This window comes from Pseudomonas sp. NFR09 (genome assembly GCF_900111535.1).
Taxonomy (GTDB): Bacteria; Pseudomonadota; Gammaproteobacteria; order Pseudomonadales; family Pseudomonadaceae; genus Aquipseudomonas; species Aquipseudomonas extremorientalis.
In genome coordinates this window covers 72,466-98,762 of sequence record NZ_FOIH01000007.1, presented here as the reverse complement: position 1 = coordinate 98,762, position 26,297 = coordinate 72,466, and the positions used below count along the sequence as shown (strand labels likewise).

At 62.2% G+C, this 26,297-nt stretch carries 29 protein-coding genes; 18 read left to right on the top strand and 11 right to left on the bottom strand.

Annotated elements, in window-relative coordinates; translation table 11 throughout:
- Positions 1-41: 41 nt before the first annotated feature.
- Positions 42-884, bottom strand: coding sequence for an AraC family transcriptional regulator (locus BMX59_RS16785; RefSeq protein ID WP_092245240.1), 843 nt, complete (start codon positions 882-884; stop codon positions 42-44).
- Between the two features lie 111 nt (positions 885-995).
- Here BMX59_RS16785 and BMX59_RS16780 point away from each other — a divergent pair, with 111 nt between their 5' ends.
- Together BMX59_RS16780 and glsB are read left to right on the top strand one after the other, a co-directional pair.
- Positions 996-1,406, top strand: coding sequence for a hypothetical protein (locus tag BMX59_RS16780; RefSeq protein ID WP_093123649.1), 411 nt, complete (start codon positions 996-998; stop codon positions 1,404-1,406).
- 168 nt (positions 1,407-1,574) lie between these two features.
- Positions 1,575-2,483 (top strand): glutaminase B, encoded by a 909-nt coding sequence (gene glsB / locus BMX59_RS16775; protein WP_071491761.1) that lies wholly within the window; start codon positions 1,575-1,577, stop codon positions 2,481-2,483.
- Positions 2,484-2,696: 213 nt separating this feature from the next.
- On the opposite strand, the gene BMX59_RS16770 is transcribed toward glsB, so the two are convergent.
- Genes BMX59_RS16770 through BMX59_RS16755 form a run of 4 tightly spaced genes read right to left on the bottom strand, consistent with a single transcriptional unit; the run spans position 2,697 to position 6,158 of the window.
- Positions 2,697-3,965: an NAD(P)/FAD-dependent oxidoreductase gene (locus BMX59_RS16770; protein ID WP_093123645.1), complete on the bottom strand. Its 1,269-nt coding sequence runs from the start codon at positions 3,963-3,965 to the stop codon at positions 2,697-2,699.
- Positions 3,962-4,714, bottom strand: a complete 753-nt coding sequence (locus BMX59_RS16765; protein ID WP_093123641.1) for an amino acid ABC transporter ATP-binding protein — start codon at positions 4,712-4,714, stop codon at positions 3,962-3,964. The genes BMX59_RS16770 and BMX59_RS16765 overlap by 4 nt, the downstream gene beginning before the upstream one ends.
- Positions 4,711-5,379, bottom strand: coding sequence for an amino acid ABC transporter permease (locus tag BMX59_RS16760; RefSeq protein ID WP_092245245.1), 669 nt, complete (start codon positions 5,377-5,379; stop codon positions 4,711-4,713). Before BMX59_RS16760 ends, BMX59_RS16765 begins: the two co-directional genes overlap by 4 nt.
- Positions 5,376-6,158, bottom strand: a complete 783-nt coding sequence (locus tag BMX59_RS16755) for an ABC transporter substrate-binding protein (protein ID WP_093123635.1) — start codon at positions 6,156-6,158, stop codon at positions 5,376-5,378. Before BMX59_RS16755 ends, BMX59_RS16760 begins: the two co-directional genes overlap by 4 nt.
- A 215-nt stretch (positions 6,159-6,373) precedes the next feature.
- Here BMX59_RS16755 and BMX59_RS16750 point away from each other — a divergent pair, with 215 nt between their 5' ends.
- The gene (locus tag BMX59_RS16750; protein ID WP_071491757.1) at positions 6,374-7,153 is read left to right on the top strand and encodes an IclR family transcriptional regulator; all 780 of its coding nucleotides are present in this window, start codon (positions 6,374-6,376) and stop codon (positions 7,151-7,153) included.
- A 121-nt stretch (positions 7,154-7,274) separates the two neighbouring features.
- Here BMX59_RS16750 and BMX59_RS16745 read toward each other — a convergent pair whose 3' ends face one another.
- Together BMX59_RS16745 and BMX59_RS16740 are read right to left on the bottom strand one after the other, a co-directional pair.
- On the bottom strand, positions 7,275-8,519 hold the full coding sequence (locus BMX59_RS16745) for a saccharopine dehydrogenase family protein (protein ID WP_093123631.1): 1,245 nt from the start codon (positions 8,517-8,519) through the stop codon (positions 7,275-7,277).
- 28 nt (positions 8,520-8,547) lie between these two features.
- On the bottom strand, positions 8,548-9,645 hold the full coding sequence (locus BMX59_RS16740; RefSeq protein WP_093123626.1) for a carboxynorspermidine decarboxylase: 1,098 nt from the start codon (positions 9,643-9,645) through the stop codon (positions 8,548-8,550).
- A 332-nt stretch (positions 9,646-9,977) separates the two neighbouring features.
- On the opposite strand from BMX59_RS16740, the gene BMX59_RS16735 reads away from it, so the two are divergent.
- From BMX59_RS16735 to BMX59_RS16700, 8 genes are all read left to right on the top strand, one after another.
- Positions 9,978-10,997: a LacI family DNA-binding transcriptional regulator gene (locus tag BMX59_RS16735; protein WP_093123622.1), complete on the top strand. Its 1,020-nt coding sequence runs from the start codon at positions 9,978-9,980 to the stop codon at positions 10,995-10,997.
- Positions 10,981-11,985: an ABC transporter substrate-binding protein gene (locus tag BMX59_RS16730; RefSeq protein WP_071491753.1), complete on the top strand. Its 1,005-nt coding sequence runs from the start codon at positions 10,981-10,983 to the stop codon at positions 11,983-11,985. The genes BMX59_RS16735 and BMX59_RS16730 overlap by 17 nt, the downstream gene beginning before the upstream one ends.
- On the top strand, positions 11,986-12,804 hold the full coding sequence (locus BMX59_RS16725) for an ABC transporter permease (protein ID WP_071491752.1): 819 nt from the start codon (positions 11,986-11,988) through the stop codon (positions 12,802-12,804).
- Positions 12,801-13,595, top strand: a complete 795-nt coding sequence (locus BMX59_RS16720; protein ID WP_093123618.1) for an ABC transporter permease — start codon at positions 12,801-12,803, stop codon at positions 13,593-13,595. Before BMX59_RS16725 ends, BMX59_RS16720 begins: the two co-directional genes overlap by 4 nt.
- Positions 13,592-14,623 carry an ABC transporter ATP-binding protein gene (locus BMX59_RS16715; RefSeq protein WP_093123614.1) on the top strand — a complete coding sequence of 344 codons (1,032 nt, stop codon included), beginning with the start codon at positions 13,592-13,594 and terminating at the stop codon, positions 14,621-14,623. The genes BMX59_RS16720 and BMX59_RS16715 overlap by 4 nt, the downstream gene beginning before the upstream one ends.
- A gap of 9 nt (positions 14,624-14,632) precedes the next feature.
- Complete coding sequence (locus BMX59_RS16710) at positions 14,633-15,466, top strand: phosphodiesterase (protein ID WP_092245275.1); 834 nt, start codon at positions 14,633-14,635, stop codon at positions 15,464-15,466.
- A gap of 7 nt (positions 15,467-15,473) precedes the next feature.
- Entirely contained in the window at positions 15,474-16,793 is a 1,320-nt protein-coding gene (locus tag BMX59_RS16705) for an OprD family porin (RefSeq protein ID WP_093123609.1), read from the top strand.
- A 249-nt stretch (positions 16,794-17,042) separates the two neighbouring features.
- The gene (locus BMX59_RS16700; protein WP_092245281.1) at positions 17,043-17,651 is read left to right on the top strand and encodes a LysE family translocator; all 609 of its coding nucleotides are present in this window, start codon (positions 17,043-17,045) and stop codon (positions 17,649-17,651) included.
- A 39-nt stretch (positions 17,652-17,690) separates the two neighbouring features.
- On the opposite strand, the gene BMX59_RS16695 is transcribed toward BMX59_RS16700, so the two are convergent.
- Positions 17,691-18,845 carry an acetyltransferase domain-containing protein gene (locus tag BMX59_RS16695; RefSeq protein WP_093123604.1) on the bottom strand — a complete coding sequence of 385 codons (1,155 nt, stop codon included), beginning with the start codon at positions 18,843-18,845 and terminating at the stop codon, positions 17,691-17,693.
- A gap of 93 nt (positions 18,846-18,938) precedes the next feature.
- Between BMX59_RS16695 and BMX59_RS16690 the strand changes: the two genes are divergently transcribed.
- The 5 genes from BMX59_RS16690 to BMX59_RS16670 all read left to right on the top strand — a co-directional run bounded on the left by BMX59_RS16690 (position 18,939) and on the right by BMX59_RS16670 (position 23,272).
- The gene (locus BMX59_RS16690) at positions 18,939-19,475 is read left to right on the top strand and encodes a DUF924 family protein (protein WP_092245287.1); all 537 of its coding nucleotides are present in this window, start codon (positions 18,939-18,941) and stop codon (positions 19,473-19,475) included.
- Positions 19,476-19,572: 97 nt separating this feature from the next.
- Complete coding sequence (gene yfcF / locus BMX59_RS16685; RefSeq protein ID WP_093123599.1) at positions 19,573-20,190, top strand: glutathione transferase; 618 nt, start codon at positions 19,573-19,575, stop codon at positions 20,188-20,190.
- A 110-nt stretch (positions 20,191-20,300) separates the two neighbouring features.
- Entirely contained in the window at positions 20,301-21,032 is a 732-nt protein-coding gene (locus tag BMX59_RS16680; RefSeq protein ID WP_092245293.1) for a GntR family transcriptional regulator, read from the top strand.
- Between the two features lie 98 nt (positions 21,033-21,130).
- Positions 21,131-22,411 carry an MFS transporter gene (locus BMX59_RS16675; protein WP_093123593.1) on the top strand — a complete coding sequence of 427 codons (1,281 nt, stop codon included), beginning with the start codon at positions 21,131-21,133 and terminating at the stop codon, positions 22,409-22,411.
- A gap of 27 nt (positions 22,412-22,438) precedes the next feature.
- On the top strand, positions 22,439-23,272 hold the full coding sequence (locus BMX59_RS16670; RefSeq protein ID WP_093123590.1) for an amidohydrolase family protein: 834 nt from the start codon (positions 22,439-22,441) through the stop codon (positions 23,270-23,272).
- On the opposite strand, the gene BMX59_RS16665 is transcribed toward BMX59_RS16670, so the two are convergent.
- Positions 23,249-23,512, bottom strand: a complete 264-nt coding sequence (locus tag BMX59_RS16665; protein ID WP_071491739.1) for a hypothetical protein — start codon at positions 23,510-23,512, stop codon at positions 23,249-23,251. The two genes, BMX59_RS16670 and BMX59_RS16665, sit on opposite strands and share 24 nt — an antisense overlap.
- Positions 23,513-23,643: 131 nt before the next feature.
- Here BMX59_RS16665 and BMX59_RS16660 point away from each other — a divergent pair, with 131 nt between their 5' ends.
- Both BMX59_RS16660 and BMX59_RS16655 read left to right on the top strand, forming a co-directional pair.
- Positions 23,644-24,288 carry an ATPase gene (locus tag BMX59_RS16660; RefSeq protein ID WP_092245301.1) on the top strand — a complete coding sequence of 215 codons (645 nt, stop codon included), beginning with the start codon at positions 23,644-23,646 and terminating at the stop codon, positions 24,286-24,288.
- Between the two features lie 34 nt (positions 24,289-24,322).
- The gene (locus tag BMX59_RS16655) at positions 24,323-24,664 is read left to right on the top strand and encodes a hypothetical protein (protein ID WP_093123587.1); all 342 of its coding nucleotides are present in this window, start codon (positions 24,323-24,325) and stop codon (positions 24,662-24,664) included.
- A gap of 131 nt (positions 24,665-24,795) precedes the next feature.
- Here the strand turns inward: BMX59_RS16655 and BMX59_RS16650 are convergent, their stop codons facing one another.
- Together BMX59_RS16650 and BMX59_RS16645 are read right to left on the bottom strand one after the other, a co-directional pair.
- Positions 24,796-25,542, bottom strand: a complete 747-nt coding sequence (locus BMX59_RS16650; RefSeq protein WP_093123584.1) for a creatininase family protein — start codon at positions 25,540-25,542, stop codon at positions 24,796-24,798.
- A 28-nt stretch (positions 25,543-25,570) separates the two neighbouring features.
- A complete protein-coding gene (locus BMX59_RS16645; RefSeq protein ID WP_071491735.1) occupies positions 25,571-26,284 on the bottom strand; it encodes a murein L,D-transpeptidase catalytic domain family protein in 714 nt (237 codons plus the stop codon).
- Between the last annotated feature and the right edge of the window lie 13 nt (positions 26,285-26,297).

Here is a 26,297-nt window from a genome sequence, read left to right as displayed (position 1 = left end):
TGTGTGGCGAGCAGGCCTGCAGATCCGGGTAGCCAGCCCCTTCAGTTCAGCGCAATCGTCGCCGGGGCCAGCGAGCTCAATGCCCCGGCGCGGTCCGCCAGGTAACGCGCCGGCGGCTGGCCTACCGTCTTGCGGAACATGGTGATAAAACCGCTGGCGTTCTCATAGCCCAGGTCCAGGGCCACGCGTTGCACGCTCTCACCCCTGGCCAGGCGTTGCAGCGACAGGATTACATGCAACTGCCGGCGCCAACGGCCAAAACTCAGGCCCAGTTCCTCCAGCAGCAGGCGCGTCATGCTGCGTTCGCTCATGCCGATGCGCACCGCCCATTGACCGAGGGTGGACTTGTCCGCCGGTTCAGCCAGCAGGCTGTCGGCCAGGCGACGCAGGCGCGGATCTTGTGGCATGGGCAGGTGCAGGGCTTCAACAGGCGCGACGGCCAATTCATCCAGCAAGGTACTGATCAAACGGCCCTGGGCGCCGTGCTCGTCATACAGTTGCGGGAAACTCAACGCCTTGCTGATCAGCTCATGCAACAGGGCCGACACCGCCAGCGTGCAGCATTGCCGGGGCAGGGCGCAGGCGGCATCGGGGTCGATCAGCAGGCAATAGACTTCCGCAGCGCCAGCCCCCCGTGCCGCGTGAGGCGTTCCGCCGGGAATCCACAGCGCGCATTGCGGCGGCACGATCCAGATACCGGCCTCAATCTCGCAATGGATGACCCCGCGCAAGGTGTACATCAGTTGGCCTTTGCGATGGGCATGCTGGGTATGTTCCCAGGTATCCGACGTGGCGGTGGCCCCTACGGCCACTACGGCGCGGGGGAATACGTCGGCGTCTCTGGACAGTGACGGATCGTGCATTTCCAGGCGATGGTGTTTCATGACAAGGGATCGCAGGTTGGCTGAATTGCGAAACAGTCTGGCTATTCTGTGCAATGCCGTCCAGCGGCTTGAACCTTATAGTGAGATCAATTCTCAACAAGGAGCTCGGCCATGCGACTCGACAGTTCAACATTCCCGGTGGTGAAAATCGTCTTTGATGCGCCCAATGAAGGTGGGCCGGAGGATGCCTTCGCCGTGTTCGAAAGCCTGCTGGCCCGGCAGCAACCGTTCCTGCTGCTGCACGAAAAATCCGTGGACGAGAACAATCACCAACACTCCCATGAGGAGCGCAAGCAAGCGTCGATCTGGATGAAGAAAAACAAACAGGCGCTGCATACCTACGTCAAAGGCATGATCCAGGTCGAGCCCAGTGCCGCGCAGCGCCTGGCGCTCAAGCCGTTTGCCGCGATGTTCGGCAAGGCCTGGGGTTATCCGTTGCTGGTGGTGGAATCCCGTGACCGGGCCTGGGCACTGGCGCGGGATGTGCTGGATGAGCGGGTGTCGGATGTGGCGCACTTTTGAACGCACGCAACATCGAGCTGTGGCGAGGGAGTCCCCACTCCCTCTGTGGCGAGCGGGCTTGCCCCGCGTTGGGGGGCGAAGCGCCCCTGATGAAGCTTGACCTGCGTGTTTCAGGTATCCTCCGCGCCCCGCTTACCACCGATTCAAAGACAGATGACTGGACAAGACATGCAGGCGCTGCTGGAGTCGATCCTCGACGAAGTGCGCCCCCTGATCGGCCTCGGCAAAGTCGCCGATTACATCCCGGCATTGGCCGATGTGCCTGCCAACCAATTGGGCATCGCCGTGTACGGCAACGACGGCTCGGCCTACTGCGCCGGTGACGCCGACACGCTGTTCTCGGTGCAGAGCATTTCCAAGGTGTTCAGCCTGGTGCAGGCCATCGACCACGGTGGCGAAACCATCTGGGAGCGCCTGGGGCACGAGCCTTCCGGGCAGCCGTTCAACTCCATGGTGCAGCTGGAATTCGAACGTGGCCGCCCGCGTAATCCGTTCATCAACGCCGGTGCGCTGGTGATCTGCGACATCAACCAATCGCGCTTCGCCGTGCCGATCTTGTCAATGCGCGATTTCGTCCGGCGCCTGTCGGGCAACCCGCAGATCCTGGTCAACAGCGTCGTCGCCGAATCCGAGGCCCAGCACGGTGCCCGCAACGCGGCCATGGCCTACCTGATGAAATCCTTTGGCAACTTCCACAACGACGTGGACGCGGTGCTGCACAGCTACTTCAACTACTGCGCCTTGCAGATGAGCTGCCTGGACTTGGCCAAGGCATTCAGCTTCCTGGCCAATGAAGGCACGAGTGCCCACAGCGGCGAACAGATTTTAACGGCGCGCCAGACCAAGCAGGTCAACTCGATCATGGCCACCAGCGGGCTGTACGACGAAGCGGGTAATTTTGCCTATCGCGTGGGGTTGCCGGGCAAGAGCGGGGTGGGCGGCGGGATTGTCGCGGTGGTGCCGGGGCAATTTACGGTGTGCGTGTGGTCGCCGGAGTTGAATACGGCGGGGAACTCGCTGGCGGGGATGAAGGCGTTGGAATTGTTGAGTGAGCGGATTGGGTGGTCGGTGTTTTGAGGGTGCGCCCCGTTCATGGGAGCGATCGCCGTTGGCGATTGAGAGTATTAATCGCTTTACGCGTGCAATAGGTTCTCCCGGAAAAGGAGATCCAGTGTGGGAGCTGGCTTGCCTGCGATGGCGGTACATCAGCCAGCACATCCAGCGGCTGACACACCGCTGTCGCGGGCAAGCCCACTCTCACATGGGGAGTGGTGTGAGTGAGGGCTCTGTTCAGCTCACATTGAGCCGATCCAGCAAGCTGTACCACGCCACCCCCGCGCCAATGTAAAACCGCTGCAACCCATGCATCGGCAAGCGCTGCAACGGCGTCACCGGGTAGGCGAACTCCGCCTGGCTGTCACACAACTTGCCCGCCAATTGCTGCCCCAGGCTGGTACACAGCGCGATGCCACGGCCATTGCAGCCCAGTGCCAACGTCAACCCTGGCGCGGGCTGGTGCACATGGGGCATGAAGTCCCGCGTGATCGCAATACGGCCCGCCCAGCGATATTCGAATTCCAGTGGCCCCAATTGCGGAAACAGCAGTGCCAGCGAGCGTTCCAGGTGGGCGAAATCCGTGGGTGACGTGGGGTCGTTGAACAGCCCGCGTCCGCCCATCAGCAAGCGGCCATGGCTGTCTTTGCGAAAGTACAGCAGCAGCCGTTGTGCGGTGGAGACGGTTTCCTGCCCCGGCAAGATGCTGTCCGCCGCTCGCCCGCTCAAGGGTTTGGTGGCGACGATAAAACTGTTCGCCGCCAGGATGCTCTGCGCCATGCCCGGCCACAGGTTGCCGCTGTAGCCGTTGGTGGCCAACACCACTTGATCGGCCGTGACCTGCGCACCGCCAGCCGTCTGCAATTGCCAGCCGCAACCCTGGCGCTGCAACCCGGTCACCGCGCTCTGCCCATGGATCCGCACACCCGCCACCAACGCCGCGCCCACCAGCCCACGGGCATAGGCCAAAGGCTGAATCGCCCCGGCGCGACCGTCCAGCCAGCCACCCGCAAACGCCTCACTGCCCATGCGCGAAGCCACCGCTGCGGCATTCAGGCGCTGCACCGGTACACCGCGCCTGGCCCATTGATCTGCCCGTGCGTGCAACCCGGCGACGCCTTTTTCGCTGTACGACACCTGCATCCAGCCTTTGCGTACCGGCGCGCAATCGATGCCGTGTTTTTCGATCAGCTTGAACACCAGGTCGGCCGAGTTCGATACAGTCGAGATCAACGGTTCGGCGCGCTCCGCTCCGTACATCTGCACCAGTTGCTGCGGGTCGTATTTGAGCGTCGGGTTGACTTGCCCACCGTTGCGTCCGGATGCGCCCCAGCCCGGCTCGTTGGCCTCCAGTACGCACACGCTGACGCCGCGCTCGGCCAAATGCAGCGCCGTCGACAAGCCGGTATACCCGGCGCCGACAATCGCCACGTCCACCTTCACCGACTCGCTCAACGCAGGCGTCGGCACCACTGAGGGCGCAGTCGCTGACCACAATGACTTCATGACAGGCTCCGCGTGTTGCCGGTGGGGTGCAGCACGCGCCGCAGGAAGTCCTGGGTCCGCGCATGCTGCGGGTTGCCCAGCACCTGTTCGGCCGGCCCGCTTTCTACGATGTAGCCGCCATGCAGGAAGCACACGCGGTCGGCCACTTCGCGGGCAAAGCCCATTTCGTGAGTGACCACGATCATGGTCATGCCCTCATCGGCGAGGGTGCGCATCACCGCCAGCACATCACCGACCAGTTCAGGGTCGAGGGCCGAGGTGGGTTCATCGAACAGCATGGCTTCGGGTTTCATCGCCAGGGCACGGGCGATGGCCACGCGTTGTTGCTGGCCGCCGGAGAGCTGCTCCGGGTAGGCCTCGGCCTTGGCGCTCAGGCCGACTTTTTCCAGCAGCACCAGTGCTTCTTCGCGAGCCTGCCTGGGCGGCTCGCCTTTGACGTACACCGGGCCTTCCATCACGTTCTCCAGCACGGTGCGGTGGGGGAACAGGTTGAAGCGCTGGAACACCATGCCCATGCGGCTGCGCAGGGCGTGTACGGTCTTGCTGCCGCGCTGCACGGTTTCGCCGAACACGTTGATGTGCCCGCCGTCATAGGCTTCCAGCGCGTTGATGCAGCGCAGCAAGGTGGATTTGCCTGAGCCCGACGGCCCGATCAGGCACACCACTTCGCCCTTGGCCACGTCGAGGTTTACGCCGTGCAGCACGCGGTGGCTGCCGTAATGTTTTTGCAGTTGGCGAATCTCGATCATGCTTTTTTCCTCCGGCCCAGGTGTTGTTCCATGCGGCGCAGGCCGTACACCAGCGGCAGGCTCATCAGCAGGTAGAGCAGGGCGACCAGGGTGTAGACGGTCATGTTCTGAAAGGTCGACGAGGCAATCAGTTGGCCCTGGCGGGTCATCTCCGCGACGGTGATGGTGGACACCAGCGACGAGTCCTTGAGCATCATTACCAACGTGTTGCCGTACGGCGGCAGGGCGATGCGAAACGCCTGCGGCAGGATCACCCGGCGCATCATCAGCGCCGAGCGCATGCCCAGCGCTTCGGCGGCTTCACGCTGGCCCTGTTCGACGGCAATGATGCCGGTGCGGAAGTTCTCGGCCTGGTACGCCGAGTAGGCGATGCCCATGCCGATCACGCCCGCGTAGAACGCGGTGAGGTGCACGCCCATGTCCGGCAGCACGAAGTAGATGTAGAACAACTGCACGATGATCGGCAGCCCACGGATCACATTGATGATGGTGCTCGCCGCCCACGACAGTGCACGGATCGGCGACAGCTTGAGCAACGCCAGCACCAGGCCGATGGCACTGCTGAGCAGGAACGACAGCACGGTGATCTGGATCGTCACCCACGCGCCTTGCAGCAGAATCGGCAAAAAGTCCTGGGCGTTCTGCAGGAACTCCGCCGGTTTCATGGGCGCACCTGGGTATCCAGGCCCCACTTCTTGAGAATGCTGTCGAGGGTGCCGTCTGCCTTGATGCTGGCAATGGCGGTGTTCAGGCGCTCCAGGGTTTGCGCGTCCCCCTTGCGCACCACCAGGCACACCTGGCCGACGTTGGTGGGCTTGTAGTCAGGGGCGAGTTTCACGCCTTTGAACAACTTCTGGCGGATCTGGTAGGCGACCACCGGCTGGTCACCCACGGCGGCCTTGATGCGGCCCAGGGACAGGTCGCGGACCATCTCGCCGATGGAGTCGTAGGTGCGGATTTCCTTGAAGATGCCGAGCTTGTTCAACTGGTCATAGAAGACGGTGCCGGCCTGTACGCCGACCACCTGATCCTTCAGCGGCATCAGGTCAGGGTAGGCGGTGTTGTCGTCGGCGTTGATGATCAGGCCTTCACCGTAGGCATACACCGGGGCGCTGAAGTCGACGACCTTGGTGCGCTCTTCGGTCTTGAGCATGCCGGCGGAAATAAAATCCAACTTGCCGGAGGTGAGAGAGGGGATCAGCGCAGCGAAGTTGGTCTGCTCGATCTGGCTGGTAAAGCCGCCAGCCTTGCCCACGGCCTCGGCCACGTCGACCATCACGCCCTGGATGCTGTTGCTCTTGATGTCGAGGAAGGTAAACGGCGAACCACTGGCCGTTGCACCGACTTTGTACGAGGACGCACTTTCTGCGTGCACCGCGGTGACGCACAGCGTGGCGCAAAGACCGAAGGCGAGGCGGCGAAACAAGGGCGAAAGACTGTTCATCGGGTTACTCCAGAAGGAAAACGGATAGTCAGTACCGCAAGCGGCTGCCGATGAAATCGCAAGCTCTGTGCCATTTCGATTGATTGGAATCGAATATCGCTATAGAAAATCGACAAAATGAACTGTTCGTATCGCTATGCGATATTAATTGGTCTATTTCTGTGATTTGAGGTAGAAATATCACCACGCCTGATCGACCTGACCGCGAGTCCGCCATGTCCGAAGAACGCAACAGTCTGCACAACCAATCCCTGGAAAAAGGCCTGTCGGTTCTCAAGGCATTCAGCGCACAGCGCCGCAGCATGAGCCTTGCAGAGGTGGCCGAGGCCGCCGGCATGACCAAGAGCTCGGCCCAGCGCATGGTGTTTACCCTCGAAAGCCTGGGTTACCTTCGGAAACACTCCCGCACCCGGCATTACCAACTCACACCCCGGGTGCTGGAGCTGGGCTTCAGTTACCTGGATGCGCATTCGTTGATCGAGGTGGCGAATCCGTTCCTGTCGGAGTTGACCCGGCTGACCGGCGAGACCTCGTGCCTCACCGAGCCTGCGGGCTACGACATGACCTACATCGCACGGTTCGTCAGCGCGGGCTTTGTGCCGGTGCACATGCCGATCGGCTCGCGGGTACCGATGTACTGCACGGCGTCGGGGCGGGCGTATTTGAGCGCGTTGCCGCAGGAGGAAGCGCTGGTGTTGATCGAGAACAGTCAGCGCATTGCGCATACCAGCCAGACGCTGACGGAAGTCGACAAAATCATGGCGTCGTTGCAGCAGGTGCGCGAGCAGGGCTATGCGGTCAACGGCCAGGAACTGTTCCTGGGCGACATGACCATCGGCGCGCCGGTACTGGGTGCCAATGGTCGACCGGTGGCGGCGGTGCATGTGGTGGCGCCGACCAGCCGCTGGACTCGGGCGGATGCAGAGAAACAGTTGGCGCCGGCGCTTCTGCAATGCTCAAGGGCACTGAGCAACTCGGCCCGTAACCTGGAATAACAGACACCCTGAAACCCAATGTGGGAGGGGGCTTGCCCCCGATTGCGTTGGGTCAGTCAATACAGCTGTGACTGATCCACCGCTATCGGGGGCAAGCCCCCTCCCACTTGCAGCTGCCTATTCAGGCAATCGCATCCCAAGCCCGATCACCGTTCTCGTCTTTGATCCGAGTCGGCAACCCCATCACATCCAGCGCCTTCAGGAACGGCTCGGCCGGCAGTTCCTCGACGTTGGCCATGTGCTTCACATCCCATTCGCCACGAGCCACCAGCAGCGCTGCGGCCACCGGTGGTACGCCGGCGGTGTAGGAGATGCCCTGGCTGTCGGTCTCGGCAAAGGCTTCTTCATGGCACGCCACGTTGTAGATAAACATCTCGTGGGGCTGGCCGTTCTTGGTGCCCTTGACCAGGTCGCCGATGCAGGTCTTGCCGGTGTAGCCGGGGGCCAGCGAGGACGGGTCGGGCAACACGGCCTTGACCACTTTCAGCGGCACGACTTCCAGGCCTTCAGCGGTGGTGACCGGTTTTTCGGAAAGCAGGCCGAGGTTTTTCAGCACGGTGAACACGTTGATGTAGTGTTCGCCGAAGCTCATCCAGAAACGCACGTTGGGCACGTCGAGGTTTTTCGACAGCGAGTGCACTTCATCGTGGCCGGTCAGGTAGAGGTTCTGCGAACCGACGACCGGCAGGTCATCGGTGCGTTTGACTTCGAACATGGTGTTGCTGGTCCACTGGCTGTTCTGCCAGCTCCACACCTGTCCGGTGAACTCGCGGAAGTTGATTTCCGGGTCGAAATTGGTGGCGAAGTATTTGCCATGGGAGCCGGCATTGACGTCGAGGATGTCGATCGAATCAATGCGGTCGAAATGCTGTTGCTGCGCCAGCGCGGCATACGCGTTGACGACACCCGGGTCGAAGCCCACGCCAAGGATGGCGGTGATGTTCTTCTGTTTGCACTCTTCCAGGTGGTTCCACTCGTAGTTGCCGTACCACGGCGGGGTCTCGCAGACCTTGCCCGGCTCTTCGTGGATGGCGGTGTCGAGGTACGCAACGCCGGTGTCGATGCAGGCCCGCAAAACCGACATGTTGAGGAACGCGGAACCGACGTTGATGACGATCTGCGAGTCGGTCTCGCGGATCAGGGCCTTGGTCGCTTCCACGTCCAGGGCGTTCAGCGCGAAGGCTTGGATATCGGCGGGTACCTTGAGGCTACCCTTGGCCTTGACGCTGTCGATGATGGCCTGGCATTTGGAGATGTTGCGCGACGCGATAGCAATACGACCGAGTTCGTCGTTGTGCTGCGCGCACTTGTGGGCCACCACCTTGGCGACACCTCCTGCACCAATGATAAGAACGTTCTTTTTCAATTGCTTTATCTCTCCTTTATCCGCCAGCTTACGAAAGGCTGGACAGGTAGTCGTCGTAACCAAATTCACGAACCACCTCGACTGTACCGTCGAGTTGTTTCACTACGATGGACGGCATTTTCAGGCCGTTGAACCAGTTTTTCTTGACCATGGTGTAGCCTGCGGTGTCGATGAACGACAGCCGATCGCCGATGGCCAGCGGACGATCAAATTGATACTCGCCGAAGATGTCCCCGGCCAGGCAGGATTTGCCGCACACCATGACGGTGTGTTCGCCGTCGCTCGGCGCGAGCTTGGCGTTGAGGCGGTAGATCAGCAGGTCCAGCAGGTGGGCTTCGATGGAGCTGTCGACCACGGCGAGGTGCTTGCCGTTGTAGAGGGTGTCGAGCACGGTGACTTCCAGGGAAGCGCTGTTGGTGATCGCCGCTTCGCCGGGTTCCAGGTACACCTGCACGCCGTACTTCTCGGAGAACGCCTTCAAGCGGGCGCAGAACGCGTCCACGGCATAGTCTTCACCGGTGAAGTGGATGCCGCCGCCGAGGCTGACCCACTCGACCTTGTGCAGCAGCGCGCCGAAGCGTTCTTCGATGACGCCGAGCATCTTGTCGAACAGGCTGAAGTCGCCGTTCTCGCAGTTGTTGTGGAACATGAAGCCAGAGATCTGCTCGATCACACCTTCGATCTTCACCGGGTCCCATTCGCCCAGGCGGCTGAACGGACGCGCCGGGTCGGCCAGCAGGTAGTCGGAGCTGCTCACCTGCGGGTTGACGCGCAGGCCGCGGGTCTTGCCTTCGCTGCGCTCGGCAAAGCGCTGCAGCTGGCTGATGGAGTTGAAGATGATTTTGTCGCAGTTATCCAGCATCTCTTCGATTTCGTCGTCGGCCCAGGCCACGCTGTAGGCGTGCGCCTCGCCTTCGAACTTCTGGCGGCCGAGCTTGAGCTCATACAACGACGACGAGGTGGTGCCGTCCATGTATTGCTGCATCAGGTCGAACACCGACCAGGTGGCAAAGCACTTGAGCGCCAGCAGAGCCTTGGCGCCGGACTGTTCGCGCACGTAAGCAATCTTCTGCATGTTGACCAGAAGCTTCTGTTTATCGATGAGGTAGTACGGCGTTTTGATCATTTTTGAGAGCCTGCGGCGGTGCCTGCCAAAAAAGGACACGCATTGTGCCCGCACTTGGATCGAATCGAAAGGTTAGTGGGCGGATTTTGCTGCGTCCGGTTTGTGACCCTATGGATGGGTACCGGTCCAATGTGGGAGGGGGCTTGCCCCCGATAGCAGTGTGTCAGCCACCCAATCCAGTACTGACCACTGCCATCGGGGGCAAGCCCCTCCCACAGTTTGGCCCCTGTATATCGGGTCCACCGACATCAAACTGTCATCACCCTACCGCCGAATTGCCACATTCCGCCGCTACTGTCCTCGCCAATGAGATCGATCTCAAGCGAGTGACAATGACTGACTTGAAAGACGTCGCGCGGCTGGCCGGCGTATCCCGCGCCACCGCCGCCCGCACTTTTGCCTCCCCCGACCAGGTGCGCCCGACCACCCGTGAGCAGGTGTTCGCCGCCGCCCGTGAGTTGGGGTTCCGGCCCAATCTGCTGGGCCGCCAATTGCGCCTGCAAACCACCCGGTTGATCGGCGTGGTGGTGCCCAACCTGCTCAACCCGGTGTTCGCCGAACAGTTCCAGGCCATGGAGCGCGCGGCACGTGCACGCGGCTACAGCCTGCTGTTGGCGACTACCGACTACAACAGCGAGCGCGAAAGCATTGTGGTGGAAGAGTTGTTGCGCCAGCGCGTGGACGGCCTGGTGCTGACGGTCACGGATGCTGAAAGCAACGTCGTGCTCAGCAGCCTGAATACAGAGAAAACCCCGTTTGTGCTGGCCTACCACCAACCCAGCAACCCCAGCTACAGCGCTGTGTCGGTGGACAACCGCGCGGGCATGGCCTTGGCCACGCGTTATTTGCTGCAAGCGGGGCACCGCCGCATCAGCATGGTCGCCGGTCCCGCCTTGCAGTCGGACCGTGCGCGCCTGCGGTACGCCGGGTATTGCGAGGCGATGCGCGAATGCGGCTTGCCAGCGCGTCCGGTCATCGAAATGCCGGCACACACCCAGGCGGAATTCGCCGCCATCGCGCCATTCCTCCAAGGCGAGGATGCACCCACCGCACTGGTGTGCTCCAACGACTTCCTGGCCATCAGCCTGATCGCCGAACTGCGCCGCAACGCCTGGAACGTGCCCGGGCAACTGTCGGTGATGGGCTTCGATGGCATCAGCCTCGGCACCCAGATGCACCCGACCCTGTGCAGCGTGGTGCAGCCGATTGCGCTGCTGGCCAGCACCGTGATTGACCAACTGCTGGCGCAGATCGCCGGCCATGCCCCGACGTCCCATTGCCTGCCTTGCCATATCCGGCCGGGCGAAAGCACTCAACCCCACGAGGAAACCCCTGATGCGCGCATTCCGTAAAACCCTGGCAGCCGTGCTGCTGTGCGGTGTGGCCAGCCTGGCCCAGGCCGCCGAAACCGCGATCTGCTACAACTGCCCGCCGGACTGGGCCGACTGGGCTACCCAGCTCAAGGCCATCGCCGCCAGCACCGGCGTGCAAGTGCCCCTGGACAACAAGAACTCCGGCCAATCCCTGGCGCAGTTGGTGGCAGAGAAAGCCGCACCGGTGGCCGACGTCGTTTACTACGGCGTGACCTTCGGCCTGCAGGCGCAAAAAGCCGAGGTGGTCGGCACCTACAAACCCAAGGCCTGGGACCAGATTCCCGCCGGGCTGAAAGACCCGGCCGGCCATTGGTTCGCGATTCACTCCGGCACCTTGGGCATCATGGTCAACGTCGATGCGCTCGGTGGTCTGCCGGTGCCGCAAAGCTGGGCCGACCTGCTCAAGCCTGAATACAAAGGCATGGTCGGTTACCTCGACCCGTCCAGTGCCTTTGTCGGCTACGTGTCGGCGGTGGCCATCAACCGCGCCATGGGCGGCGACCTGGACAACTTCGCGCCGGCCATCGACTACTTCCAGAAACTGGCGAAAAACGCGCCCATCGTGCCCAAGCAGACCGCCTATGCGCGGGTGCTGTCCGGCGAGTTGCCGATCCTGGTGGACTACGACTTCAACGCCTACCGCGCGCGCTACAAAGACAAGGCCAACGTCGCCTTCGTGATTCCCCAGGAAGGCAGCATCAGCGTGCCCTACGTGATGAGCCTGGTGGCCAACGCGCCGCACCGCGCCAACGCAGAAAAGGTCCTCGACTTCGTGCTATCGGACGAAGGCCAGGCGCTCTGGGCCAAAGCCTACCTGCGCCCGGTACGGCCGATGAAGATGCCGGCGGAGGTGGCCGCACAGTTCCTGCCCGACAGCGACTACGCCCGTGCCGGTGTGGTGGACTACGAAAAAATGGCCGCTGTGCAGGAAGCCTTCGCCGCCCGTTACCTGAACGAGGTCAAGTAAGTGGCCGCATCGGCAAGACACGCAGCCTGGGCGCTGGCCCCGGCCTTTGCGGTGCTGCTCGCGTTCTGGCTGCTGCCGCTGGCGCACCTGATGGTGCTCGGCGCCGAGAGCCGCGACAGCCATGGCAGCGGCTACTGGCAGGTGCTCAGCAGTGCGCAGTACCTGGGCAGCCTTGGGCAAACCCTGCTGCTGGCGGTGGTGGTGACACTGGTGGCGCTGCTGATCGGCGGCATCAGCGGGGTGTTCCTCGCCCGGCAGCAGTTTTTCGGGCGTTCGGCGCTGGTGGCATTGCTCACGTTTCCCCTGGCGTTTCCCGGTGTGGTGGTGGGTTTCCTGGTGATTCTGCTGGCTGGCCGTCAAGGCCTGCTCGCCTCACTGGGCCTGCAATTGGCCGGTGAGCGCTGGATCTTCGCCTACTCGCTGGCGGGGCTGTTCGTGGGCTACCTGTATTTCTCGATCCCACGGGTGATCCTCACGGTAATGGCGGCATGCGAGAGCCTCGACCGCAGCCTGGAAGAAGCCGCCCATTCCCTGGGCGCCGGGCATTGGCGAGTGGTGTGCGATGTGATCGTGCCAGGCCTGGCGCCGGCGCTGGCCTCCTGCGGGGCGATCTGTTTCGCCACCTCCATGGGCGCCTTCGGCACCGCCTTTACCTTGGGCACGCGTCTGAACGTCACCCCGGTGGCCATCTACAACGTGTTCACCAACTACGCCAACTTCGCCGTGGCGGCCGCACTGTCGGTGGTGCTTGGCGCGGTGACCTGGGCCGTGCTGCTGCTCACGCGACGGTTGGTGAAAAATTCGGGGACTGTGCTGTGAAGCGCTCATCGCTGTTTGTGTTGCAATTGCTGTTCACCCTGATGGTGTGCGCCTTCATGCTGGTGCCGGTGCTGATGTCGCTGCTGGCCGGGCTGACCCGCAATTTCTTCGTCGGTCTGTCCAGTGGCTTGACCTTCGATTGGCTGGTGCAGGTGTGGCAGGCATATTCGCCCACCGTGTGGTTGTCGCTGCAACTGGCGCTGGCCTGCGCGGTGTGCGTCTGCGTGATTGGCGTGCCGGCGGCCTACGCCTTGGTGCGCATGAACAACCGCTTCAGCCGCGCCTTTGAAGAATTGATGGTGCTGCCGGTGGCCATGCCGGGGTTGGCCAGTGCGTTGGCTTTGCTGTTGACCTACGGCCAATTCGGCAGTTTTCGCAGCAGTTGGCTGTTCATCCTGGTCGGCCATGTGCTGTTCACCCTGCCGTTCCTGGTACGCCCGGTGATGGCGGTGATGCAGCGCCAGCAACTGCCGGTGCTGGAGGAAGCGGCGGCCAGCCTGGGGGCCGGTCCGATCAAGCGCTTTTTCAGCGTGGTGGTGCCCAACTGCCGGGCCGGGATCCTGGCCGGTGTGCTGATGGTCGTCACCTTGTCCCTGGGTGAATTCAACCTGACCTGGATGCTCCACACGCCGATGACCAAGACCTTGCCCGTGGGCCTGGCCGACAGCTACGCCTCGGCGCGCCTGGAAATCGCCAGCGCCTACACCCTTATCTTTTTGCTGATGATCGTGCCGCTGTTGATTGCGCTGCAGGCCATCAGTGCCCGTTTGTCCCGTGGAGAGCGTCGATGACCGCTATCACTATCCGCCTGCAAGGCTGTCGCAAGTCGTTCGCCGACGGCACTGTGGCCGTGCATGACTTGAACCTGACCGTCGAAGGCGGCGAAACCCTGGCCATTCTCGGTCCGTCCGGCTGTGGCAAGACCACCACCTTGCGCCTGATCGCCGGCCTCGAACGCCCGGATGTGGGCCAGGTGTGGTTCGGCGACCAGGACGTGACGCGCCTGCCCATCGAACGCCGCGATGTGGGCATGGTGTTCCAGAATTACGCGCTGTTTCCCAACCTGGATGTGGCCGGGAACATCGTTTATGGCTTGAAGATTCGCGGTATGTCGGTGGTGGAGCGTAACCAGCGCTGCGACGAGTTGCTGGAACTGGTGGGCTTGCAGCACCACGGCAAACGCAGCATCCATGAGCTCTCCGGCGGCCAGCGCCAGCGCGTGGCCTTGGCGCGTGCGTTGGCGCCGCGCCCGAAAGTGTTGCTGCTGGACGAACCGCTGGCCGCCCTGGATGCGCAACTGCGCGAACGCCTGCGCAGCGAGCTGAATGAGTTGCTGCGCGGCCTGGGCATCACCTCGGTGTTCGTCACCCACGACCAGGGAGAAGCCATGGCCCTGGGCGACCGCATCCTGGTGATGGAGCACGGACGTGTCGCGCAATTGGCCAGTCCGCGCGATATCTACCAGAAACCGGCCAATGCCTTCGTCGCGGGCTTTGTCGGCAACCTCAATGCCTTTGCCGTGCTCGAGCCATCGGCCCATGGTTTGAAAGTCTGTGGCGGCGAGTTGCCGTGGCATGACGTCAACCTGCCCAGCACCGTCTATTGCCGCCCCGAACACCTGAGGGTGATGGAGAGCGAAGGGCACTTGCACGGCCACCTGCTGGCGCAGTTCTTCCAAGGCGCGCAAAGCCGCCTGCTGGTGGATGTGGGCGGCCCGCAACCGCTGCTGGTCGACAGCAGCGACAACCAGCTGTACGCCGTCGGCGCACCGATTGCCCTGGCGATCGCGCCGCACATGTTGTTCACCCTGAATGCTTGAGACTCTATCGTGAATCGTCCGTTTCTCGTCGCGCAGATCAGCGACCTGCACCTTAAAGCCGGCCAGCGTCTCACTTACGGGGTTGTCGATACGTTAGGCGCCCTGCGCCGCGCCGTCGACCACTTGAACGCCAGCCACCCACGGCCCGACATTGTGGTCATCAGCGGTGACCTGGTGGACTTCGGCCGCGCCGATGAATACGCCGTGCTGCACCCCGAACTCGCGCGCCTGCACATGCCGTGCTACCTGGTGCCGGGCAATCACGACAGCCGTGGGCCGTTGCTGGAGGCGTTCCGTGATCACGCGTATTTACCATTGTCTGCCGAGGGCCCGCTGGACTGGGTGGTCGACGATCATCCGCTGCGTCTGATCGGCCTCGACTCGACCATTCCTGGCGGCCACGGCGGCCAGTTGCTCGATAGCCAATTGCACTGGCTGGACGAGCAACTGGCGTTGCGCCCGGATGCACCGACGCTGCTGATCCTGCATCACCCGCCGTTCATCAGTGGCATCGGCCACATGGACCGCGAACCCTTCATCAATGCCAGCGCCCTGGAGCAAGTCGTTGCCCGCCATCCGCAAGTGGAGCGCTTGCTGTGCGGCCATCTGCACCGGCCGATGCAGCGGCGTTTCGGTGGCAGCCTGAGTTGTGTGTGCCCCGGCACCTCCCACCAGATCGTGCTGGATTTGCAAGAAGCGGCGCCCGCGCATTTCAACCTGGAGCCGGCGGGCTATCTGTTGCATCGCTGGGAGGTGCAGCAGGGTTTGATCAGCCACAACGGCGTGTTCGGGGAGTACCCGGGGCCGTATCCGTTCTATGACGCCCATGGATTAATTGACTGAGGTTGTGATGAAAGCCACTTTGCATGTGTTAAGCGTATTGACCGGCGGCCTGGGCATTGCCCTGAGCCCCCTGGCCTCGGCTGATTTTCTGAGTGACAGCAAAGCCAACTTGAGCCTGCGCAACTTCTACTTCAACAACGACAACCGTGACGGCGCCGCCGCACCGTCGAAGACCGAAGAGTGGGGCCAGGCATTTATCCTCAACTACCAGTCGGGCTTTACCGACGGCACTGTCGGCTTCGGCCTGGATGCCGTGGGCATGCTCGGCGTCACCCTCGACAGTGGCGCCGGTCGTCATGTGGGCAGTTCGATGATCCCCACCGACGACGGCAAGGCCGCCGACACCTGGGCCCGTGGCGGCGCGACGGCCAAGGCGCGTTTCGCCAAGAGCGAACTGCGCTACGGCTACCTGCGCCCGAACCTGCCGATCCTGGTGAGCAACGACGGGCGCCTGTTGCCGCAGTCGTTCGAAGGCGGGCAGATCACCAGCAAGGACATCGACAACCTGACCCTGATCGGCGGCCAACTGCAGCACACCACCGGTCGTGGTTCCAGCGACCGCAGCGGCCTGGCGGCGGCCGGTGGCACCCAGGAAAGCAATAAATTCAACTACGCCGGTGCCGATTACCAGGTGACCAAGGACCTGCTGGTCCAGTACTACTACGCCAACCTTGAAGACTATTACCAACAGCACTTCGCCGGTTTGATCCATGTATTGCCGCTGGGCGACTACGGCTCATTGAAAACCGACCTGCGCTACTTCAAGACCAGCTCCGACGGCAAGAACAGCAGCGTCGCCGGCCGTGCCGAAGGCTACAAGCTCGGCGGCTATACCAAAAATGGCACGGGTGAAATCGACAACAACACCTGGAGCGCAGCGTTCATCTACTCCCTGGGCCCGCACGCGGTTACCGCCGGTTACCAGCAAGTCTCGGATGACAGCAACTTCGCCCAACTCAACCAGGGCGGCCTGGTCAACAAAGGGGAGGGCGGTTCCAGCCTGTACCTCTACACCGACCGTACCGTGCAGACCTTCATCCAGGCCGGCGAACGCACGGCCTTTGCCCAATACGCCTATGACTTCGCCTCGCTTGGCGTGCCGGGCCTGAAGGCGTCGGTGATGTACTTGAAGGGCGAGCACATTCTCACTGCCAGCGGCAACGATGCCAGCGAGTGGGAGCGCGATATCTCACTGGATTACGTGGTGCAGAGCGGCACGTTCAAGAACGTCGGGTTCGGCTGGCGCAACGGTGTGTCGCGCAGTGAAGTGGCGCGGGACCAGGATCAGAATCGGGTGTTCGTGAGTTATTCGATTCCGTTGATGTAAGCGGTTTGAGGAAAGCACCAACCTGTGGTGAGGGGCAAGCCCGCTCACCACGTCAAGCCCCTGGCCACCAGTCGATAAAACGCAGGGGTTCGCCATCGGTCGTGCCAGGCAGCAGTTCAGCGTGCTCATGTGAGTGTTTTTGTGATTCAAGTGTGGGTAATGGATAGGTACGGGCCGACCACAAACGTACAAGATACGCCCCGACCCTCCTCAGTAGACTCGCTCGACTTCTTCTACTGCAGGGTTTCCATGGACATCTTCCTCTACGCCTTCAGCGTCATGTACAGCCCCGGTCCCGTGAATTTCATGGGCCTCAACGCCGGGCTCACCGGTCAGTTCCGCCGCTCCACTGGATTCTTCATTGGCGTGGGCTGCGCGATGCTGGTGTTGTTCGTGCTGTTCGGCTACACCGGCGAGGCGATCATCTCCCAGGCCGCGTTGCCGTATATCTCGTTGGTCGGCGGTGTGTACACGCTGTACCTGGCCTATCAAGTGTTCACCGCACGCACGGTGGTGGATGAAAGCGCCTCATCGGCACCCGTCAGAACCCTTACGTTCTGGAATGGCCTGGTGATCCAGTTGCTCAACCCCAAGGGCATCATGGCCGTGTTGCCGATCACCAGTGTGATGCTGCCGGCGGCGCATATCACCGGGGCGTCCATTGCCGTGGTCTCGGCGGTGCTGGCCTTCGGGGCGTTCGGCGCGCCGTGGGTCTATGCGCTGCTGGGGGCGGTGCTGGGGCGGCGGATCAACGGGACGTCGGCGTTCACCGTGTTCAACCGGTGCATGGGGCTGGCACTGGCGGTGTGTGCGTATTTCATGTTTCACGCGTTTTATGCGCATCTGGTCGCAACATGAATGGATCTTGTCACCTCGACTCACGCATAGATCGAGTTTCTACAGGTACTTGAGCCAGACCAGGTCGCGGCGCCGGGCCTTGAGCCCGGCGAACCAATGTACCGGCGCGTACAGCGCCAGCGGCAGCAGCAACGCCACCAGCCAAATGGCGCCCATGCCGTCGAAGCCGAAGTAGTTGCCGTGAGTCAGGCCAAACAGTGCCACACACGTGACGTAGAGGATTTTCAGCACGTACAGGTGCAGCAGATAGAAGAACATAGGCGCTGCACCGAAGGTGGCGAGCATGCTGATCCAGCGCTTGCTTCCCGCCTTCTCGAACGCCAGCAACAGCAGTAGCCCAATCCCCAGCGTCAGCGCCAGAAACAGCAGCGAAGGCGGGTACTTGGTGATGTTGAAAAAGCTCATCAGGGTTTGCACGCCGTTGTCATAGGCTTGCCATGGTTTTTCGCCATACCCATTGACCGCTCGCACTACCACGAACCCTATCAATGCACTTGCACCGCCCAGCCACAGATAACGCTGGCGCTGCGCCGGCTGCATGTCTTTGGCAAACCAGGGGCCGAGGCTGTAGCCCAGGGCGATCACGCCGATCCACGGTAGCACCGGATAAGTGACGCGCAGGCGCAGCGACTCGCCCACTTCGATCCAACTGCGCTCATGCAGGATTGTCCACGGAATATGCAGTGCCGAACCGGCCTCGAAGTGCAGCCCATCCAGCAGGTTATGCCCGCCAATGATCAGCAGCGCCAACACGACCACCAGCGGGCGCGGCAACCACACCAGCGCCGCCAGGGCGAGCATGCTCACGCCGATAGCCCAGATCACCTGCAGGTAGATCACGCTGGGCGGCAACTGGAAGGTCCAGGCAAAGTTGACCAGGGTGAACTCCAGCACCACCAGGAACAGCCCACGCTTGAACAGGAACACCGACACATCGCGACGGCCCTGGTACTTCTGGCCGTAGAGCCAGGCCGACAGCCCGGTGAGCAACACAAACACGGGCGCGCACAGATGGGCGAGGGTGCGGCTGGCAAACAGTGCGGGCTCGGTGCTGTCGATGGCCATCGGGTCGCTGACCTGGCGGTGCAGCAGGAAGGTTTCGCGCACATGGTCGAGGAGCATGAACAGGATCACCAGGCCGCGCAGGGCGTCGATGGAAAGCAAGCGTTGGCGCAGGGGAACAGCGTCGGTCATGGGCGTGATCACAGGGCAAGGTGGCAAGGGAGCGTTATCCTATAACATTGGATTCTGATACCGTCAGCTAAATCATTTTTCCAGGTACTCACCATGACGACGCCGCAGGATGTCATCGACTTCTGGCAACACGCCGGCCCCAAGCGCTGGTTTGCCAAGGACGCTGCTTTCGACGCCAGCTTCCGCGACACTTTCCACAGCGCGCATCTGCAAGCCGCCCGGCGTGAGCTGGAAAGCTGGCTGGACTCGGCGCACGGTGCCCTGGCGTTGCTGATCCTGCTCGACCAGTACCCGCGCAATGCCTACCGTGGCACCGCCCATATGTTCGCCACCGACCCGTTGGCGCGGCTGTATGCGCGGCGCATGGTGGACGCCGGGCTGGACCGGCAGGTCGAACCGGCATTGCGTGCGTTCTGCTACCTGCCGTTCGAGCATTCGGAAGACCCGGCCGATCAACAGCGCTCCCTGGACCTGAACCGGCAACTGGATGCCAACACCTACCATTGGGCCAAGGAGCACGCGCGCATCATCGAGCAATTCGGGCGTTTTCCCCATCGAAACGAGGTGTTGGCGCGTGAGACCACGGATGAGGAACGTGCCTTTCTGGACGAGGGCGGATTTGCCGGTTAACCCGGTATTCCACCCAGGAATGCCCCCATAAATACAGCGCATTGTCTTTCTTGTGGCGCATCTCGTAGCGTGGTGTTCCCCCTCAAGGAGAATCGTTATGCGCCTGTATGTGGATCATCTGTACACCAGCCCCTACGCCATGTCGGTGTTCGTGACCCTGCGCGAAAAAGGCCTGGCTTTCGACACGGTTACCCTGGACCTGGATGCCGCGCAGCAGCACGCGGCCGACTTTGCCCGACTGTCCCTGACCCAACGCGTACCGACCTTGCTGGAGGGCGACTTTGCCTTGTCGGAGTCGTCGGCGATCACCGAGTACCTGGAGCAGGCCTACCCTGAAGTGCCGGTGTATCCGGCCGATCCAAAACAGCGGGCGAGGGCGCGGCAGGTCCAGGCATGGCTGCGCAGCGATTTGCTGCCGATCCGTCAGGAGCGCTCGACGATGGTGGTGTTCTATGGGCAGAAGATGCCCGCACTGTCGCCTGTGGCTCAAGCGGCGGCAACGAAGTTGATCAGTGCGGCCCAGACGCTGTTGGCGGGTAATCCGCCGTACTTGTTCGGTGAGTGGTGCATCGCTGATGTGGACCTGGCGGTGATGCTCAATCGCCTGATCCTCAACGGTGACAGCGTGCCTGCCGAGTTGGTGGCATACGCCCGACGCCAGTGGCAGCGGCCCTCCGTGCAGGCGTGGGTGCAGCAACAACGCCCGGCGCAGTAACCACCATTCATCTTCCGTCTGCGGTGAGGCGCTTGACAGGCATCACCCGGCGGAAGAATACTCTGGTCATATTCATATATATGACTACATAACAAAGTGAATGTGACCCCATGAATACGCTGTCCAGTGATGCCCGCCTGCCGCTTTACCAACGCTTGCGCGACCAGCTGATCGAGCAGATCGCCAACAATCGCTGGCGCCCCGGCGAAGCGATTCCCACCGAAGCGGTGTTGTCCGCCGAGTACGCGCTGTCGACCGGTACCGTGCGCAAGGCCGTGGATGCACTGGTCAGCGAGGGCATTCTGGAGCGTCAGCAGGGCCGTGGCACCTTTGTGCGCCGCCCGCAATTCCAGTCGTCGCTGTTTCGCTTCTTCCGTTTTCAAGGCCCGTCGGGCGAGCGTCAGGTGCCGCAAAGCCGCATCCTCACGGTCGAGTCCGTGGCCGCGCCGTCGGCGGTCAGCGAGGCGCTGGGCCTGGCCTCCGAAGCCCAAGTGATCCGCATCGTCCGGACCCGTCTGTTTGACGTGCAGCCGCTGCTCGCCGAAGAAATCTGGCTGCCGCGCGCACGCTTCCAGGCGCTGCTCGACATCGACCTGGCCGTGCAAGGCCCGTTGCTGTATCCGGTGTATGAGAGTGTCTGCGGGCAGGTGGTGGCCTCGGCCGAGGAAACCCTCACGGCCGAATCGGTCAACGCGGTGTACGCGCGCTTGCTGCAAGTACCGGTCAACAGCCCGGTGGTGGTGATCGAGCGCCTGGCCCGCGACTACGCCGGCCAGCCCCTGGAGTGGCGACGCTCCCGTGGGCATGCCGAACACTTCCGCTACCGCGTGGACATTCGCTGACCGCACATCCGCACCGTTAACTGTTTGCCCAACACTGGCCCGGCTGTGGCGCGGTTCGCGCCCGGCTGCCTCGCGTTTGACCTATAAGGATAAAAATCATGTTCAGTTGGTATCGCCAAGTCACTCCTCGGGAGCGCAAAACGTTCTGGGCCTGCTTCGGCGGCTGGTCCCTGGATGCATTGGAAGTGCAGATGTTCGGCCTGGCGATCCCGGCACTCATCGCGGCCTTCGCCTTGAGCAAGGGCGATGCGGGGCTGATCAGCGGCGTCACGCTGGTGACCTCGGCCATCGGAGGTTGGGTCGGCGGTACCTTGTCCGACCGCTACGGCCGGGTGCGCACGTTGCAGTGGATGATCCTGTGGTTCTCGTTCTTCACGTTTTTGTCGGCGTTCGTCACTGGCTTCCACCAACTGCTGATCGTCAAGGCGCTGCAAGGCTTCGGCATCGGTGGTGAATGGGCGGCGGGCGCGGTGTTGATGGCCGAGACCATCAACCCGAAATATCGCGGCAAGGTGATGGGCACCGTGCAGAGCGCCTGGGCCGTGGGCTGGGGCGTGGCGGTCGGGGTGTTTGCGCTGATCTATTCGTTTGTGCCCCAGGACATGGCCTGGCGGGTGATGTTCGTGGTGGGCCTGCTGCCGTCGTTCCTGATTATCTGGGTGCGGCGTAACGTTGAAGAACCCGACAGCTTTCAGCGCCTGCAAAAGGAACAGGCGATTCCCCAGAGTTTCTTCAAGTCGCTGGCGGGCATCTTTCGCCCTGAGCTGATCCGCGTCACGCTGTTCGGCGGCCTGCTGGGCCTGGGTGCCCACGGTGGTTACCATGCGGTGATGACCTGGCTGCCGACCTTTCTCAAGACCGAGCGCAACCTGTCGGTACTCAACTCGGGCGGCTACCTGGCGGTGATCATCTTTGCCTTCTGGTGTGGCTGCATCGCCAGTGGTTGGCTGATCGACCGCATTGGTCGCCGCAAGAACATCGTGCTGTTTGCGCTGTGCTGCGTGATCACCGTGCAGGCCTATGTGTTCCTGCCGCTGAGCAATACGCAGATGCTGTTCCTTGGCTTCCCGCTGGGCTTTTTCGCCGCCGGTATCCCGGCCAGCCTGGGGGCGTTGTTCAACGAGTTGTACCCGGCGGATGTGCGCGGCGCCGGCGTGGGCTTTTGCTACAACTTCGGGCGCGTGCTGTCGGCGGTGTTTCCCTTCCTGGTGGGGCATATGAGCGACTCGATGTCCCTCGGCTCGGCCATCGGCATCGATGCCGGGATCGCCTACGGCGTCGCGGTGATCGCCGCGCTGTGCCTGCCGGAAACCCGTGGCCGTGTGCTGGAAGCGGCACCCGCCGAGAGCGTCGTGACCGGCCAGCGCGCCCAGGCCTGATCCTTTTTACTTTTGAAAGACGACCCCATGCTTGATAACCGTTCCATCACCGGCATCGACGCCCACGCCCATGTATTCAGCCAGGCGCTGACCCTGGCCGGTGAGCGTCGCTACACCCCACGCTACGACGCCACGCTGGCGGACTACCTCGGCCACTTGCACGCCAATGGCCTGAGCCACGGTGTGCTGGTACAGCCCAGTTTCCTGGGCACCGACAACGGCTATCTGTTGGCCGCTTTGCAGCAAGCCCCGGATCAGTTGCGCGGCGTGGTGGTGCTGGAGCGGGATATCCCGCACGACGCTTTACGGGCGATGGCCCGCGCAGGCGTGGTTGGCGTGCGCTTGAACCTGGTGGGCCGGGCGCTGCCAGACTTTGCCGAGCCCGGCTGGAAGGTTTTTTTCGAGCACCTTGTCGCCCTGGGCTGGCATGTGGAATTGCACCGCGAGGTGGCCGACCTGCCGCAATTGGTGCGCCAGTTGCTGCCGTTCGGGATCAAGCTGGTGGTCGACCATTTTGGCCGGCCGGATGCACGACTCGGCGTCGCCCAGCGCGATTTTGCCGAGTTGCTGGACTTGGGCCTCAGCGGCCAGTTGTGGTTGAAAGTCTCGGGGATCTATCGCCTGGGCGGCAGCCCGGCGCAGAACCTTGAGTTCGCCCGCCAGGCCATGCCGTTGCTGCAGCAGAGTTTCGGTCTGCACCGCTTGGTGTGGGGCAGTGACTGGCCGCACACCCAGCATGAAACGTCAGTCGACTACCCCACGGTGATCGAGCAACGCCAAGCCCTGGGCTGGTCGACACCGGTCGCGCAGGCCTTGCTGATCGATACGCCTCGCGCGTTATTCGGCTTCGACCACCCGTAGCCAATCCTCTTTCACACGACGGTCCAGCTCCTCCCAGTCGGCCATGCCCAGTACCCGCGTGGTGTTCAGGCCGCGCAGGTAGCCGCGCAGTTGCTGGGCACTGGCGCTGATCCGATCCGCGTCCGCCGCCTCGTCCTGCAGCACGTGTTCATAGTCGACCAGGTAATCGGCGACCCGTTCGCGGAACTCCGGTAGTACGGCTTCGCGGATGCGGTCGAAGGTTTTCTGGTAGGGCTTCATGGCGTTGTCCTTATAGGTTTTATGTCAGCACTATCGGTTCAGATAATAGTCACCATCAAGCATCGCAAGTTCTGTTTTTGCAGGAAAAGCGGAAAATCGCCCCATCGAGACGCTGTTCAAGGAAATGCGCGATGAGGACGTTTATTCAGGTGGCTTTGATGGCTCTGATGCTTGGCACGGTGGTCATCAACAACGCGGCAATCGCCGATGATCTGCATACCAGCCATTTGCTACCTATCATCGGTAGCGTAGACTCCCTGCAGCACGCGCAGTCAGTGGGTGTGTTGTTGAGCGACAACACCCGCGACAACCTCAGCTACCTCGAACGCTACCACGATATGGCCTTGAATGGCGCCAAGGATGCCCTCGACGGACGTATCCGCCAGGCGTTCGTCAACAGTTCCGACCCGGAACTGGCCATCGATTGGTTGATGAGCTCGCTGCAAGGCACCTTTTTGTCGGTAACGGTCTACGACAACCTGGACGCCCTGGTGCAGGCGCACCCCGATGTGGTGGTGATGCTCGATACCCATAACCAGCTGCTGACCCAGCGTAACGATGTGGTGGAGGCGCGTTTTATCGCGCGGTTCTACGACGCGAACCTGCAGTACATCGCCAAGGCCGAAGGCTCGGTGCACAAGCAGGTGCCATCGGTGTGGGTACATGACAAGGCCGCGCCGGAGATTGCCGCGCAGATCGAGCAGCAGCGTGATGTGCAACTCGATGCCTTGAAGCAGTTCGATGCGTCGCTCAAAGCGTTGGTCCGCGCCGGTTGATGTGAACCTTTATTTTTATAGTCAGGAATTTTTCATGCGCGCTTTTTTCGCCCCGGCCTTGGCCATTGCTTCCCTGTTGTTGGCTGGTTGTGTAACCGCCCCCAACGCCCCGAGCCTGACCCTGCAAACCGGCAAGAGCCCGCAAGCCTATGTGCAGTGCGTGCTGCCCAAGCTGGAAAAACACGGGATCACCTCGACCGTCACCCAGAACTCGCGCCATGCCAAAGTGGTGCTGACCAGCAAGATAGCCGCCGATGATGTGCTGGAAGCCTACAAGGCCGGAGAGGGCGCCAAGGTGTTCCTGTATGAGCGCAAGCCGCTGGCGTCGACGATCACGCCGTCGCGGCTTGAGCTGGCGGCAAAGGACTGCCAGTAATCCCAGGCCATACATAAAACCACATGTGGGAGGGGGCTTGCCCCCGATAGCGGTGGATCAGTCAATACATCTGTGACTGCCATACTGCTATCGGGGGCAAGCCCCCTCCCACAATTGGATTTGCGTAGGGCTTAAGGTTTGGCTTCGTTGCTGAAGCTGTTCACTGTCTTGACCAACCCCTGCGCCGCCAACGCCACCAATTCACCACCTTTTTCCACCGTCGCCAGCGCCGGGTCCGAGCCCATGCGCCCATCCGGGAAGCGCGCGCGGAAGTCCAGGGCTTCGCGGATCGGCCCGGTGTTGGCGATTTGCGGCGAGTAGTCGGCGGTCTTGATCGCGTCCGGGTAGGCCCATTGGGTCACCGCAATCTCCGACGGCGTGGCATGGCTGCCATGGCCCACCGGGAACTGGCGCTGGGCCAGGTCGGTCACGCCTTCCAGGTCCCACCAGTTCACCAGCTTCAACGCAAACCCGGCGGGGCGGCGGGCGAAGCTTGCTTCGGCGTACAGCTCGGAAAACGCCGCTTCAATCGTGGCGATATTGCCGCCATGGCCGTTCAGAAACAGAATCTTCTCGAAACCATGCCCGGCCAGCGAACGCACCCAGTCGCCAATCGCGGCGATAAAGGTGGACGGGCGCAGGGAAATGGTGCCGGGAAACCCCTGGTGATGCTGGGCCATGCCGATATTGAAGGTCGGGCCGATTAGGATGTCGGCGCTCTTTTGCGCCTCATGGGCGATGATTTCCGGGCACATCCAGTCGGTGCCGAGCAGGCCGGTGGGGCCGTGCTGCTCGTTGGAGCCGATGGGAATCACCACCGTGCAGCTGCGTTCCAGAAACTGCCCGATCTCGATCCAGGTGGACTTATGTAGAAGCATGCGGCGCTCTCTTATCTATGGGGACAGGCTATCCGCCACGGATTGTACGACTACTCGCCACCTGTTGGGGTTTGCAATTGAGGTAGGTCGAAGACTTCAACCAACGCTGGTCGGGGTACCACGAAAACATGAACTGCCCATCCTTGAGCTTGTCCACTACCTGGCGGGCTACCTGCGGGCGCACGGCCGGGCAACCCTGGCTGCGACCGATACGACCTTCACGCTTGCTCCACAGGGGGCTTACGTAGTCGGCGGCGTGGATCACAATGGCGCGGTCGCGGGCCTGATCGTTGAAACCCGGCTCCAGGCCGTCCATGCGCAACGAGTAACCGTGGGTGCCCAGGTAGCTTTCCTGGGTGCGGAACAGACCCAGGCTGGACTGGTGGCTGCCTTCCAGGTTGGAAAACTGGGTGGCGAAGTTTTCCCCGGACTTGGCGCCGTGGGCCACCAGGTCGCGCAGTACCAGGGTCTTCTTGCGCAAATCGAAGATCCACAGCCGACGGGCGGTGGAAGGCTGGGAGTAGTCAATGACCGCCAGGCGTTCGGAGCGCTCTTCGCCGTTATTGACTGCGCACTGCACCGCGTTCAGGGCGCTTTTGAGTACAGTGGGATTGAGTTCTGGAGCCGAGCGCGCCAGGCTGCTATACAAGTTAGGCGAGGTCTGATTGGCGGCGAGCGCGAAATTGCTCAGCGTGGCCAACGTCACGGTCATCAAGCCGAGGCGGCGCATGAAAGTCAGCATCTACAAAGTATCC

Coding starts and splice junctions, on each gene's coding strand:
- BMX59_RS16750 (WP_071491757.1), top strand. CDS start 6,374: ATGTCCGAAGAACGCAACAGTCTGCACAACCAATCCCTGGAAAAAGGC.
- BMX59_RS16770 (WP_093123645.1), bottom strand. CDS start 3,965: ATGAAGTCATTGTGGTCAGCGACTGCGCCCTCAGTGGTGCCGACGCCT.
- BMX59_RS16660 (WP_092245301.1), top strand. CDS start 23,644: ATGAGGACGTTTATTCAGGTGGCTTTGATGGCTCTGATGCTTGGCACG.
- BMX59_RS16675 (WP_093123593.1), top strand. CDS start 21,131: ATGTTCAGTTGGTATCGCCAAGTCACTCCTCGGGAGCGCAAAACGTTC.
- BMX59_RS16680 (WP_092245293.1), top strand. CDS start 20,301: ATGAATACGCTGTCCAGTGATGCCCGCCTGCCGCTTTACCAACGCTTG.
- BMX59_RS16645 (WP_071491735.1), bottom strand. CDS start 26,284: ATGCTGACTTTCATGCGCCGCCTCGGCTTGATGACCGTGACGTTGGCC.
- BMX59_RS16705 (WP_093123609.1), top strand. CDS start 15,474: ATGAAAGCCACTTTGCATGTGTTAAGCGTATTGACCGGCGGCCTGGGC.
- BMX59_RS16665 (WP_071491739.1), bottom strand. CDS start 23,512: ATGAAGCCCTACCAGAAAACCTTCGACCGCATCCGCGAAGCCGTACTA.
- BMX59_RS16780 (WP_093123649.1), top strand. CDS start 996: ATGCGACTCGACAGTTCAACATTCCCGGTGGTGAAAATCGTCTTTGAT.
- BMX59_RS16670 (WP_093123590.1), top strand. CDS start 22,439: ATGCTTGATAACCGTTCCATCACCGGCATCGACGCCCACGCCCATGTA.
- BMX59_RS16650 (WP_093123584.1), bottom strand. CDS start 25,542: ATGCTTCTACATAAGTCCACCTGGATCGAGATCGGGCAGTTTCTGGAA.
- BMX59_RS16760 (WP_092245245.1), bottom strand. CDS start 5,379: ATGAAACCGGCGGAGTTCCTGCAGAACGCCCAGGACTTTTTGCCGATT.
- BMX59_RS16690 (WP_092245287.1), top strand. CDS start 18,939: ATGACGACGCCGCAGGATGTCATCGACTTCTGGCAACACGCCGGCCCC.
- glsB (WP_071491761.1), top strand. CDS start 1,575: ATGCAGGCGCTGCTGGAGTCGATCCTCGACGAAGTGCGCCCCCTGATC.
- BMX59_RS16765 (WP_093123641.1), bottom strand. CDS start 4,714: ATGATCGAGATTCGCCAACTGCAAAAACATTACGGCAGCCACCGCGTG.
- BMX59_RS16700 (WP_092245281.1), top strand. CDS start 17,043: ATGGACATCTTCCTCTACGCCTTCAGCGTCATGTACAGCCCCGGTCCC.
- BMX59_RS16735 (WP_093123622.1), top strand. CDS start 9,978: ATGACTGACTTGAAAGACGTCGCGCGGCTGGCCGGCGTATCCCGCGCC.
- BMX59_RS16695 (WP_093123604.1), bottom strand. CDS start 18,845: ATGACCGACGCTGTTCCCCTGCGCCAACGCTTGCTTTCCATCGACGCC.
- yfcF (WP_093123599.1), top strand. CDS start 19,573: ATGCGCCTGTATGTGGATCATCTGTACACCAGCCCCTACGCCATGTCG.
- BMX59_RS16740 (WP_093123626.1), bottom strand. CDS start 9,645: ATGATCAAAACGCCGTACTACCTCATCGATAAACAGAAGCTTCTGGTC.
- BMX59_RS16755 (WP_093123635.1), bottom strand. CDS start 6,158: ATGAACAGTCTTTCGCCCTTGTTTCGCCGCCTCGCCTTCGGTCTTTGC.
- BMX59_RS16715 (WP_093123614.1), top strand. CDS start 13,592: ATGACCGCTATCACTATCCGCCTGCAAGGCTGTCGCAAGTCGTTCGCC.
- BMX59_RS16655 (WP_093123587.1), top strand. CDS start 24,323: ATGCGCGCTTTTTTCGCCCCGGCCTTGGCCATTGCTTCCCTGTTGTTG.
- BMX59_RS16730 (WP_071491753.1), top strand. CDS start 10,981: ATGCGCGCATTCCGTAAAACCCTGGCAGCCGTGCTGCTGTGCGGTGTG.
- BMX59_RS16785 (WP_092245240.1), bottom strand. CDS start 884: ATGAAACACCATCGCCTGGAAATGCACGATCCGTCACTGTCCAGAGAC.